Origin of the sequence: Citrobacter telavivensis (assembly GCF_041807075.1) — a bacterium.
Taxonomy (GTDB): Bacteria; Pseudomonadota; Gammaproteobacteria; order Enterobacterales; family Enterobacteriaceae; genus Citrobacter_A; species Citrobacter_A telavivensis.
The window spans coordinates 140,894-154,393 of record NZ_JBGUBF010000002.1; the positions used below are offsets into that span (position 1 = coordinate 140,894).

The following is a 13,500-nucleotide window of genomic DNA, read 5'->3' on the forward strand; positions in this document are numbered from 1 at the left end:
CAAACCACCAACTTCTGCCAACCCATTTCATGTAGTTTTGATAAATGCAAAGTATCTCTGACTTTGTTTTTCCCCAACCTAACAAACCAGTATTCCTGGTTTGACTTTGGCATACGATGTCGCTGACATCCCTCATGACCATGTCAAAAACAGCCATGCACGAAGATAACTTTACGCTTTCCCCAAAACACTAAATCTGGCTTGCCCAGCAATCGCGGATCGCATAAACGATAACGAAATCCAGCATGATAGACGAGACGTCTAACGATTCTTTCTGAATTGCTATCTCTCCCCTTAACCTTGGACATAACATAGCTTCGTTTAGCAGGAGAAACCGTATCCATCGTAAACCTCGCTATGTTATGTCGTCGCTTAAATGCGCTTTCGCATCGAAAGCGTCTTCGGCTAAAAACACCAGCCAGTAACAATAAACGCTACTGCAATTTTTTAAGGTTCGTCAGCGCACGCAGTGGTCGTCTTTCCAGTTCAAATGTATCGATGAATCGTAGCGGCGACTTCCCATCAACCAATCCAAAAGTGTTGATAAGGGCATCACGTTCGGCGTCTCTCCATTGCCATAATGGATGCGTTACGGCCGCTCGCCAAAGCTCTTTTCCGTCCTGTACTTCGATAAGAACAGGTAATGAATGCTCTTTTGACAATTTGATTGTTCCTGGTCGTAGCGCCTCGACGTCTTCCGCTAACTCAAACGCTCTTTCTCGCCAGCCTTTCATTTCCGGTTGGTTCCAGTCGACGGAGTTCAGGCCGCATGCGAATTCAGGCATAACCATCGCTCGTAAATAGGCCATACCTAAACGCCAGTCCAACAAGCCGTGATATTGACGGTTGCCATAGCGCTGTATGCACTTGTAACACGCGGTTTTGCACTGAGTCGGGTGATCATTTTTTAGAAAATCAACCATCGGCCAGTCGTTTTTCTCTTCGAGAATCTCATGTAATAATTTGACTATCAAAGGTAAGCCGTCAGCAGTTGCTGGTTCGGCAAGCCGTCTGCATAATCCTGAACCGTTGATTAACGCGTCGGCGATTTGCAATATGGGTTTACCAAGATGTAGTCGGGGTTCAAGTATTTCAAATTCATCTGGCGAAACATCCAGATAGAGCGCTGCTTTATGCGTCAATATCTGGGTTGCGCTGATAGCCGCGGCGCGCGTAGGCAAATTCATGTACTCTCCGTATCTGGCGACCATATTCAGATTAAGGCGAGTATCGAATTTCGTTAGTTCAAGATGAAGCGATTCGGTCTCTTTGCTCGATATAAGCCCAAAACTTTTTTTCTTGCCGCTAAACTGCCAGCGCGGGTTATTGTGCGATTCCAGCCATCCTGAATCGATAGCCTGCTCGCCTTTAACTGACGAACAATATGTAGAAAAGGGCATCGGTGCTTTTTGATCGGTTACCAAGTCGACAGTAAATCGTTCACCTTCCTTTTCTCCATTAATAGGACCATCGTTGAGGCGCAGGATGGTCACTTCGCCGCGTTGCACAGTGAAAGAATCGCATTTTGTTGGAACGCCTTCATGCAACACTGTCGCCGTGGTTTTCAACGACATGCGGATAAAACTATCTATATCGTCTTTGGGTTTGAAATCCGTGCGAAAAGCGGCGGGCGTGATATAAAGCCTGAATTCGTCAGGACTAATAGGAGCGCGGCAATCCTCGCAATTAATATCGCTGCCAGGCTTATGTAACTCCAGCTTGGCGGAGCCACATGCCGGGCAAATTGCTACATGGCTGCATGACTCCTGCCATGAGCCTACCGTCGATAGATCCGATATTCGGTTATTTTTGACCTGTGGTTCCTGGTAATTGCCTGTAAAGCCTATTACCTCATGCTTTTTCTTATCCTTAATCAATACAGAACCGGGAGCATATTCGAAAACTGCGAGATCAAGATCTCGATCCATCGTCGACCATTCGTATTCTTCTTGAGCATTTAGACCTTTTGTTTTACGCAATCCCAAATAAAGGTTGCGCACCCGTGTCGGCATTCCATACATCGGCAGTTTACCGTGTTCGGCCAGGAAACGAGCGAGCCCCATATCTTCTTCAGGGACATAAGCATTCAGTTCAGCGATTTCATCAATTACTCTTTCCGCATTTAATGCGGAATAAAGACGTTGTTTTTGCTCTGGAGCGAATGTTGCTGCTTCAATAAAACGATCATGTATATTCTGAGTCGCTTTCAATGCTCCCAGCAATCGTTCAGCCCAATTTGTTTCATCGCTATGATAGTAATCATGCGTAGAAACATATTCGCCATGAATATCAGGAGGAACGAGCTTATCTCCAGGGAAAGTTGTTCCGTTTTTATGATCCTCTTCGCGTAAAAGATTAAATGCAGCTCTAAGCCATACTTTCCGCATAAGTCTTAATGGAATGGCATCGTGATCTACCGCCAGAAAGGGCGGCGGCGGTGGATCACCGGTGATCGCATGAGGATGGGCGAAATAGTAAGCATCATGAGTACGTCCGCGACAAAATGTGATAACGAAAGAAAAAGCTTGACCGCGTCGTCCAGCTCGACCGACGCGCTGCTGGTAGTTAAACCGTTGAGGCGGCATGTTCGCCTGATAAACAGACTGAAGTGAACCGATATCAATTCCAACTTCCATTGTCGTGGTAACAGCAAGCATATCTATTTCCGCATCTAGCTTTTCAAGTTCACTCATCTTATCGACGAAAATACCCTTGAACTTACGCAGACGATCGGAGAAATCATCCGTTTGTCCCGTCAATTCTTCGACGTTCAGCCGGAAACGTTTAACTCCGTCTCGCTCTCCACGTACAATGCGTTTACCAAGAAAATTTTCTTCCCATAGCTCTTCGACAACTCCGCTGGGTTTAATGTCGAGCGGGTTTACGCAACGGGTACAATGTTTGAATCCTAAATGTAAGTGAATTCGCCCACAATTACCGCATTGCCAGTAATTATCGCCAGGTTTAGCAACTTTAAGAAACAACTTACCGATACTAATTAATCCTGCTGGATGTTTCAAATCAGTAAACTGCTTTAATATACGCGTCAACCCATCTTGATAGTTGTTATCACCGAATAAAACTCTCGCGACTCGCTTAATTTTCTCTTTTTCAACATCTTTCCCAACATACCAATCACGAGTACGGCTTGCATCGAAATATTTATTCTCTTTAACACGATAGGCACCGGAAAAAACCCTTAGCCAAGCATCAATTTCCGGCGTGTCATCTTTATCTGAGATACATGGGTATGCCAGTCCTGTTTCTTCCAGCGCGAAAAAAGTATTGGCGAAGATAACGTCATCTATCAGTTCAGATTGATCGTAAGATATTTTCGTCTTTATTTTCATTAGTTCATGAGAAGGAAGTCTTTCACTGAATCTAACCGATTCCTCTTCTTTAATGAAATTAGCATGCCAAACAGCGCTATCATTCTCATCTGAATTAGAACGGTATTTATAGGGTGATATTCCCAGTCCGACTAGCTCAGATGTGATTCTTCCGATTGAGCCGCCTTCAGACTCCAGCAATTTGTCTATTTTTACCCGTCGATATTTACAAAGCTCGGTAATTCCGACTTGGCTTTTTTGAAGGTTATCTAGTTTGGCATACTCATCGTAGTCTCCAGATTGTTTAGCTTTGGCTTTCCTTTCTTCAATATCCTTGTCTGAAATGAACCCGCTTTCGGCCTCGTTAATCATCGCCCTGGACGCTGCGATCAATATTTCCCTGCGTAGATCGCGCAAGTGCAGCCGTTCGATTTCCAGCGCCATTGATGCCGCATCCTGTCGACTGTCTGAGAAAACAATACTCTTTGCTTCTGCGCCGATCGCATGCAGTAATTCAAATAGCTCCGTTGCAACCAGTTGGGATGATTTCGTTACACCGGTACGAAATGCGCGAATGGGCGATCTGGAACGATTGCTGGCAGGCCGGCTGGAATAGTCAATACCGCAGCTAGGGCAGCAGAAAGGTTGCGCAGAGGGTTTCTTCGGCGGCTCACCTTTTTTAGGCTTAACCTGATTCTGGAAATAGATATACCCGCGAACTACGTCAGTATTCGTCGTTGATGTTTCCTGACCAGTGGTCACTATGCCTGTAACAGGATTAAGCGCCGCTTTTTCCCAGACATCCCAACCTTTTTCGCAACCTACCGGCGGTCGATCAGCTATATCGACAGGCCAGAAAACCGCGAACTCATCCAGTGTCATATCATCGTAATATTCAGCGCTAGGGCGTTCTGGAAGATTTTCCAGATTTGTCGCTGAAGGTAATAATTCGATGATTTTACCGTGATTCTGTCCCTTCTGCCCCCCGATCAGTAACTCGCCACACGCTTCACAATACAACATTTCGAACAAACGGCGACCACGTTTTCCGGCTGGTGTTGATGGCGCATGCGACAGCCCTCGCTCTAGGCAAAAGTCTGCGAATTTCGCCTTTTGCTCTCCCGCCGATACGGAGGCAAAGAAACCTTCAATATTTCTGACGAATGTATGCACGCGAAAAGCTGGTGTGACGTTGGCGGGCTTCTCGCAAACCACTCCGCATTCCGGCAGCGCGCGCACCAGCATTAACCCGCGTAATGCTAATTCCAATTCATCTGGTTTATCCGAGTCTTCCTTCAGAAAAATCTTATCTATGATAAGTCCTGGAGGCATTGCTCGTGGCAACTCGCCGTCTTCTTCTATACAAGCGTTGGTCAATAGCGCAGCCGCTTTTTCCGCCGCTTGTTTAATGCCTTGCATATCATTTTGCGCATTCACGCTCAGAGCTAGGAATACATCAGACAAAGCCTGACTCAGCGCGTCCGTCATATTCAAATTGCGAATGACATTTCCCTGATTCTCAAGGGCAACCCGCATTAATGCGGCAAAAGGCCGCACGGCGATTTTTCCTTCTGGCTTCAACGGTATATAAGGTTTTCCCTGAATGACGCAGTTACGCCAGAAATCAGGCTTATCGCTACCGGGATCCAGAGAATCGCGGCAAGTGCCAAAGGGCGCAAAGAGATCTCGAAGGTATTTCCGTGATTGTTCTCCATCAGCTCCATCCATCGGCAGCGATGCGGAAGACGCCAGCAAACGCAGTTTGTAGCGATGTTTCGGATCGTCAAGCCCAAGTCTGATAATCAGCGACTTAATCAACATTGCGGTTTCGGTTCCAGCGGAACCGCGCATTAAATGCAGCTCGTCGAATACCAGATAGAAGTACGCATCGTTGTTATTCATCAACCATTCGCGCGTAGCATCAAAAATACCGTCTTCGACTTCGCGCGAAAGCATTGCCCCTAGCATTGAGGCGTTAGTGACAAGAACGTCAGGCGGGGCAGCCTGCATATCCCAGCGAGACATCATTTCCCCGCCGTCTGTAGAAGGAAATATATATCGGGTCTTTTCCGAAGCGTTTACTTTTTCGTCGAATGCGCGCGCAGCCTGCTGATCGCTATCAATTCGTTTCAACGCCTTACGTAATTTTTCAAGATTACGAGCCCGGCGGCTTTTTTCCGAACTGATGCCGGAAAGACGAGGATGGTTAGAGTAGCCGGTAATCGGTGTGGCGCTGGTATATTGCCCGAAGAAGATCTTGTTTCCGGCGAAACGCTGCTCCATGACCTCTCGCGCATCGTCGGAATCTAGTGTTTTACGCAAACGCGCCATTTGATCTTCAACCAGAGCGTTCATTGGGTAAAGCACCATCGCCCTGACCGCTGCAGGGCGTCTTTCTCCTTCGCGACGAGAAACCCAGTTTGTTTTTTCGCCATTCCACCACCGATTTTGCAGATAGCCATCGCGAGGCTTGGCCCAGTTGACAGCCTCATTCGATAATGCAGCCAGTATCGGCAACATAAAACTTTCCGTTTTTCCCGAACCTGTTCCCGATGTCACAATGCCGGGGCAGCCGGGGCGAATACCGCGCTCTAGCATTTGAGTCTGGTGGCTATAGGGCGCATGGACCGAACGACGCGGCCAGACTTCGTCGCCTGGTTTAGAATCGAACAGACCGGATAACGCTAGTTCGACGAACGCTTTACGGCCTTTGGAAGACAAGCTATTCAGCGGCCCGCTGTCCATCTCGGCCAAAGCTTCAAGCGTTTTATCCGAAGACTCATACCGTAAAACAGGTTCAATGTAGGGCTCTGCGGCAAATTCCCCGCTGCTATTCAAGAGATTGCGTCTTGAGTCCGCGACTGAAGGATCGGCAATTCGAAAGCTGGTTTCTATATATGAAATGAAGAAGTCCTGAATGCGGCGAAAACCGCCAATTGGATCTAACATGATTTCCTTCTCCTGTAATTTATTGGGCGTACAGCTCGTTATTCTGCAAATCAGCGTATAAATCGACTAACTGCTTCTGATGTATCGCTTTGTTTTCATCATCAAACGGCGCGACTTCATGTGCCGTTCGCATCGCCCGTAGGGTATTTGCCAGATCCAAACGTCCGGCTGACATTTTATCCGTGATAGCGAGTTTATCCGGGAGTGAACCTTGCGATGCTATGCCAGGGTCCAGTTCAGTATGATTTTCCGGGGAAAGGTGCAAAGGGGACAGCGCAATCGCATTCTGAATGACGACGTTTTCCATCCGTAGGCGAAGATGTTGTTCCTTCATTTTCTCCGCTTCTTCACAATCTTCGTTCTCAATGGTGCCGCAAATCAGAAAGCGTCTGGGCAAATCGCCGCCGTGTAATCGGTCTTTCAGCGTTGGCAGCCAGAAACGCGCAGCGGAACATTCGACACTTTCAATGACGGCGAGAATCGTTCGAGGACAAGAGGCTTCGCTCAACAATAAACCCTGATAAAGCGGCGTTGCCATATTATTTCCCGCACGAACCCAAAGATCTTCACAGGAAATCATCGTTGGATCGGCGATCTGTCGGATGGAGCGGCCTGAAGAAATCAGCGATTCGGCAATAGCAAGGAAGTCTTGTGTCTCCGGGCCATATAGCAATGGACACTCGCCGGCCAACATCAACGCCAGAAATTGCGTCATGAGTATCTTTCCGTCAGACGTCAGTAGCTTGTTCTCTCTGAGGGTATAACCGAACTCTTCGCAAGATACGACTCTCGCTTGCACCGGGAGGCGTACTTCGGGGATCGCTGAGTAAGCCATACGACGAGCCTTCTCAGCAATGGCGATATCTATTTTTTCGAGTTCAATTTGCGCCTGAGCGGTATGTTCTTCGATATCTGTTAAAGATGCCAAACAGTCTTCATGTTCACAGGTCAAAGAAGCCAGTATCTGACGCTGGTTTTCGTTCTGAGCGCATAAATCAGCGTTGGCGTCTTTCAGACGGCTAATTTCGCTTTCGAGATACGCTTTTTCCTGTTTGAGCGTTTGTTCTATATCCGCTTGCTTTTCTGCAAAATCAATGTGTAATTTTTCTTCTTCGAGCTGCCGTAATTGTGTGAGCTTCTCTTCGATCTCGCTTTTACTTGTCTTCTCAAAAACGGCCATTTCCGTTTCAATAACTTCACGACGTCGCCGTCGTTCAATAGAAAACTCTTTCTCGAGCGCCTTATGCTGTTCGGCGCGCAATGCGACTCGCTCTTCTTTCGCAATGTTTTTTATCTGATGGTCGAGAAGGCGGGTGATATGCTGGTCCTTCAACACCGCTTCAGTAAATTGACGAGCCAGTGAATCCTCTTCTTCCAGTTTCTTCGCCAGCTCTCCAGCCCGGAGCGTTTGAGCGGCAGCCAGAAGCGCTTCGGTGCCGGATGTTAATTCCCCATTTTGCTCGTTTGTATGCACCCGAAGCCACGAAGCTACCGCGGCTGTTGAATCAGCGCAGGAAAGTAGTCGAATAACGTTTTCGATGTATTGCTTATCCGGCGTCCAGTCATGGACCTGGGTTGGTGACGCATCGACATCGGGCATATAAAACAAATTTTCGCTTTCAGATATACCGGATACGATAATTACGCCGTTTTCATTGAAATCATATTCGTAAACGTTCTGATTTCTGGATAGGATAAGGCTGCCTGATTTCGATTCCGCCAGATTAGCCAGAATAAGCGCATCGGACCCGAAGCGGATAGCCCATAATCCCGGTTCGCCGTCTGCCGTTATGCCATCGAAACTTAATCTACGACGCGCCTCCAGCAGTGACTGCCCGGAAGATAAATCATAATAAGGATAAATACGACGGGTGTGTTTCGCCTGAGTCTTGTTTCGAGGACCTGGACCCACCTGAAAGGCAGCCCATTCTTGCGGGCGAAATTGTAAAAGGTCAGTTCCGTTAAACTCGACTTCCCCTGTACGAGGAAATTTCTTCTTAGGATTGTCGATCACACTCCAGCCATCTTGGGTTTCCTGCGCGACAACTTTGAAGTACGACTGGTAATTTCTGCGGTCATATTGACCAAGATACCAGGGAATTTCACTCATTGTTATTTTCCTTATTATCTCGGACCCAGCATGAGTCGCCCGTCTCGCCATGTCAGACGTATTTTCCCGCCGGAATGGCGAGCGGAGGAAACCAAATTGCTTGCTTCCCTCTCGCCGTCCGGCGCGAGGGAAGAAAAACATCCCGGAAGCAGCGATTTCAGCCAGAGGAAAGAGGCGTCATCGACAGGATAAACATAACCAGAATCCGTTGGGCCTCCGTTTCTGAGCGTGTGACGCCGTATTCCCGCGGCAAGCGCGTCAGGCAGACCGCAATCAGTGATAAGACATAGCAGATGATTTTTGGTGATGCGTTTAAACACGGGTTGCCGGTTTTTTGCGCCAGCAGCGATAATAGCTGCAGTTCTAGAAAGATAATGTATTGTTTTGCTTCCGGAAACAACCCGATAAATATCATGATCTCGCCCGCCAGGGTGATTATGATATGACAGCGAAGCAGACTCTTTATCCTCAGAACCATGCTGCTGAAATCTTCCTGAACGCCAGTTCCAGACAGCCGCTGGCTCGTGTAGTTCAGCTGTGCGCTCCGTCGAGACCAGTGAAAGTGGTGTTGTATCGGATGACGACGGTGCTTCGATAAGCGGCCATCCCATACGCTGGGATAACGCAAGAGGATTAGCTAGTGCTGCTCCAAATACAGGCGGCGACCAGAGGCTTACACCGCAACGACGAAAACTATTTCCACCCAGCCCAGCGACCGCTTTTTGAAAATCATCCATCAGACTGGCGCAGACTGCGCCTTCCACAACAATCAGACTATTTTCTCCATTGCGAATATAAAGCAATGAAGGTTTAACTAATGTCCATACCCGACCTTTCCACCCAGGCCGCAAGCGCGGCTCGATCAGACCCGCATGATGTAAACAACGAATCAAATGCCACACGTTGATATCACCGGTCACAGGCTTGAGAAGCTCGATTAATTCAGCTTCTTCCCAGCCGCTGGCTCCACTCGCGTAAATCGCTTCGAGGAGGTGATCGCAACACGCTTCGCTATCTTCCCACTCAAACAATCCTTCGAAATTAAACGTCGGTGCCTTTAGTGAAGACGTCAACCAATCGCAAAGCAGTTCAAACCGGTATCTTGCGCTTTCACCTAAAGTAGGGTGCGGTATGGCGCGGGTGAAAAAACGCGCGCGACGCCGCCAGAGCGGCGTTTGTTCACCCGCCTTAAGGGCTGGCTCGATGAAAAATTTACCGTTAAGCGGCTCAGAAGAATTCAGCCGACCATCTATTACAGAAATATTGGTTCCTGCTTCATCATTCACGGTTGAATATATTTTGTAGCGTCGCGTATCTGACTCAACATAAGGCAAAAATGCCGGTAATCCCAGCCATCCGCCAGGGACGCGTATTCCTCCGTATAGCTGAGGGCGTGTAACGACATCATCCTGATTAGCTGAAGAGGATCGTATTAATCGGAATAAATCCGCCGCTGAAACCCTGCTCAGCGGCTGCGACGTTAAAATCCACTCGTCCTCTGAAATATATTCATTCAGGCGCTTGCTCATCTGTACAGAATGTTTACTGGATAAAGCGATATGAAACTGTTGGGAGTCTACGTCGGGTGACGATTTAGCTCTCCAGCGTCCGTGTCCTATCTCGTAAAAAAAGAGTAAGCCAACCTGCGTCGCCTTCCCCAGATTTTCGCTACTCTCGGCGTCGCGGGCGATAAGAGCTTCGGATAATGTAGGATGAAAAACTCTTTCGTCGCTCTTGTCTGCGACACTGAAATAGCACCGCGAGCCATCGAAATCGACGTACATATCAATGATGGCCTGATGCGGTGTTACACAGGAAGATAGCTGGACTGCTCGTTGGCGCAGGTGCCAGAAAGGCATATCGAACAGCGCGCGATGACCCAACAACCAAGCGTCGCTGAATTCGGCAAAAGCCTCTTTCAGCGCAGGAGAAACACCGTATCTCTGAATAACGATTTGAAAGTATTCAATTAGCTGGCGCGGGTTCGCGCCAGCTTGTGGATAGCTTTCAAGACATTCGCTCATTAGGCGTAGATCGGCTTTATTCGGGAATGCCAATCGCAGTGTGTGACCGATCTGGACCCAGCCATCCCGCGGCGGCAGGACAAGACGCCTGTAGGGCTCGCCTTCCTGAATACGTTGGTCAAGCCATTCGGCTAATGCCTCCCACATCTTGTTGACGCCGGATAAGTTCTGAAAACTATGCGTGGTCTGCAACCAGCTCTGTAGTTTCAGGCGAAAATCATTGCGTTTTTCCTGTACGTCGAATTTACTGCTAATAAGTAACGTCATGACCAGATAAGTAAAATATCCGGGCGAACGACGAGTTGACTTTTCCATCATGCCGCCTGCAAGGCGCTGCGGCAGCTCCCGTATTTTCGACATGCAGGTTCGAAACGCTTCCTCAACATCATCCGCGCTAACGCCGCTGTCGGCGAATGCTGCCGCGAGCGTCTCCGGCGTAACTTCAAACCAGCGAATATCCTGCGCATCGTCGTCAGCACCGAACCGAAGAAAATAATCAATCAGTTTACTTTCCCAGCCATCGAGCGTAACCGGTGACGTCCCGTTCATTCGCGAATATTCTCCGTTCAGTGGGTATTATTAATTCTGACGGCCATCACCAGTGGCTCCAGAATACGTTCGGCCAGGAAACGGACAGAAGGAACGGCGAGGCCGTCGCCGATCACTTTAAACGCCGACTGATACGCCGCCGGGAGGATAAAATCATCTGGCAAACCCATTAATGCTGCCGCTTCCTTAACCGACAACAAACGCGTTTTCACCTGATTATTCTTGACAACAATAATACGAGGACGAGAAGCTCCACCTTTTGGCGTTCTAAGGCAACCAAGAACGGTCGAGAACGTAATTTCGGTCCGTTGCCTGTTTACACCTTTTTCTTTGCGCATGCGTAAATAAAGGCTGCCTATTATTGTTGCGCCGGATGCCTGCGCGTTCGCCAGGCGCGCCATGTGTGCCGGTGCCATCATACTGATAAGCCGTTGTGTTTCATCAACAGAATGCCATAGCGCATTTTCGTCTTCAAAATCGATTAAGTCGTCCAGCTCCTTCATTCTAGCGTCTGGCATATTGCCTGGCGACCACCAGATCCAGTCATTGCGGGCATCTTCCGCCAGCGCATCGCAGGCGCGAAGAAGTGACGACGAATGCCATTGCGACAAAGGTTCTTCTGAAACTAAACATGCAGGAATGGAAACATGACGACTAATCGCCACAAGAAATACGCGGGGCCTGGACTGCGGAAGAAAGTACTTTGCATCAATGATTATTGCACCATATCGGTAGCCCGTTTTACTTAATTGATGGCATATCGCGGCGAAATGGCTCCCTTGATCCAGCGTCAGCAACCCAAGAACATTTTCAAGAACAAGAATCGGCGGCTTACGGTTTTCCTCGCCGAGCCTGCTTATTAAATCGAGGAACGGCCATACCGCGCCTGAACGCGTGGTTTCATCCGCGCTGGAATCTCTTTCGCCAATTCCCAAGCCATTGCCGGCCAGTGATAAATCTTGGCAGGGAAATGAGGCCCAGCTTAAATCAGCGTGGAGCGGCAGTTCATCGGGTGCAATTTCGCGTACATCGCGTATGTCGAAATGTTCGTCGCCCCAGTTGTCGATGTAGGTCGATGCTTTTATCGGGTCCATATCGTTGGCGAACAGGCATTGCCACTGTTTTCCCAACCCTGCCCTGGCCATACCCCCCCCCGCGAAAAACTCATAGAAAGTGAATCCCGCCTCATTAGGTTCCGTTAAATGATTGTGGCTCGTGACGGCTTTAGTGCTCATGACCTGACCATAAAATAGTATTGCTGAATCTGGGCATCGATCAATTTCCTGAAAGAGATATTCTTAACTAGATAGTCTATAAAATCATGAAGATAATATCTATATCGATAAAGGTGCTGTCTATGTGGCAAAGTATAGAAACTGACTGAAAACAAAGATAATCTTTTGCTTTCAGCAAGTGAGGTTGTTGATACGATGACAAAAAATGCAAATAGTCAGCACCTGCGCTGTAAAATGTTTTTTATTTTAAAAATTCACTACTGGAGCGGATAGCTAAAATGTCGTTTACCATTCTCCCTTGGTCTGAGCTAGCGCCACGATACGATGGGACTATTTTGCTGGGCAACGGCGCAAGTATCGCCGTCAGTCCTCGTTTTGCATATGGATCTCTGCTTGAATGCGTCAAACAAAGAGAGAGTCTGGAGGCGGATGTACGCAAACTTTTTGACTTTTTTAATACTAAAGATTTCGAACTTATTTTGCGTATTGTTTGGCAGGCGTCTAACGTCAATAAATCTTTAGACATTGAGGATGCCCGTACCCATGAGGCCTACCTCCGGATACGCGAATGCCTTATTCAGGCTGTACGAGATGTGCATCCTGAGCATGATGAAGTTGATGAACAACTGCCATATATTTACGAGTTTCTGAAAAGATTCAATAAGGTTATTTCGCTTAACTATGATCTGATCGTTTACTGGACAATGACATATGGTTTGGATATCAACGATCATCATCGATTTAAGGACTGCTTTCTTGCCAGAGGTCGTTTTGAGCAGGATTGGCAACGGTTAAGAGGAATGCTTGGAAATGAACAATCTAACACGCTTGTTTTTTACCCACATGGCAGCCTCATATTGTGTCGAAATCGTATCGAACAGGAGAGTAAAATTCATATTCAGAATGCGGGCTTACTTGAATCGATTCTGAAACGTTGGCAAAGCGAGGAAGTCGTTCCGCTGTTTGTGAGCGAAGGAACGCATGAACAAAAAGTAAACTCTATTCAGAGCAGTTTCTATCTTTCAACGGTTTACCGGGAAGTTCTCGTCGAACAGTGTGAAAATCTTGTGATTCTAGGCTGGGGCATAGGCGAACATGATGTACATCTGCTAAAACGAATGGCTGGAGCGGGCATAAAGCGAGTCGCGGTATCCGTTTTCAGAAAAGACCAAGCGTATTGCAATAGAGCCAATCAATTAATCAAAGATAATCTTGGGCAAAATATTCTGATAGAGTTTTTTGACAGTGAAAGCCCGAGCTGCTGGAATAAGCCACCCGAAATTTGATGTAGGGACCCTAACCCT

Annotated in this window: 6 protein-coding genes; 1 reads left to right on the forward strand and 5 read right to left on the reverse strand. The window is 47.8% G+C overall.

Going from position 1 to position 13,500, the window contains the following annotated elements:
• Positions 1–143 precede the first annotated feature (143 nt).
• The 5 genes from ACERJC_RS11895 to ACERJC_RS11915 form a co-directional block, all read right to left on the reverse strand.
• The gene (locus ACERJC_RS11895; RefSeq protein WP_373671747.1) at positions 144–344 is read right to left on the reverse strand and encodes a hypothetical protein; all 201 of its coding nucleotides are present in this window, start codon (positions 342–344) and stop codon (positions 144–146) included.
• A gap of 90 nt (positions 345–434) precedes the next feature.
• A complete protein-coding gene (locus tag ACERJC_RS11900) occupies positions 435–6,278 on the reverse strand; it encodes a DEAD/DEAH box helicase (protein WP_373671748.1) in 5,844 nt (1,947 codons plus the stop codon).
• Between the two features lie 19 nt (positions 6,279–6,297).
• The gene (locus ACERJC_RS11905) at positions 6,298–8,388 is read right to left on the reverse strand and encodes a hypothetical protein (RefSeq protein ID WP_373671749.1); all 2,091 of its coding nucleotides are present in this window, start codon (positions 8,386–8,388) and stop codon (positions 6,298–6,300) included.
• Between the two features lie 14 nt (positions 8,389–8,402).
• Positions 8,403–10,961, reverse strand: coding sequence for a hypothetical protein (locus ACERJC_RS11910; RefSeq protein WP_373671750.1), 2,559 nt, complete (start codon positions 10,959–10,961; stop codon positions 8,403–8,405).
• A gap of 17 nt (positions 10,962–10,978) precedes the next feature.
• Positions 10,979–12,196, reverse strand: coding sequence for a DNA cytosine methyltransferase (locus tag ACERJC_RS11915; protein ID WP_373671751.1), 1,218 nt, complete (start codon positions 12,194–12,196; stop codon positions 10,979–10,981).
• Between the two features lie 278 nt (positions 12,197–12,474).
• Between ACERJC_RS11915 and ACERJC_RS11920 the strand changes: the two genes are divergently transcribed.
• Positions 12,475–13,482, forward strand: coding sequence for a DUF4917 family protein (locus ACERJC_RS11920; RefSeq protein ID WP_373671752.1), 1,008 nt, complete (start codon positions 12,475–12,477; stop codon positions 13,480–13,482).
• Positions 13,483–13,500 lie beyond the last annotated feature (18 nt).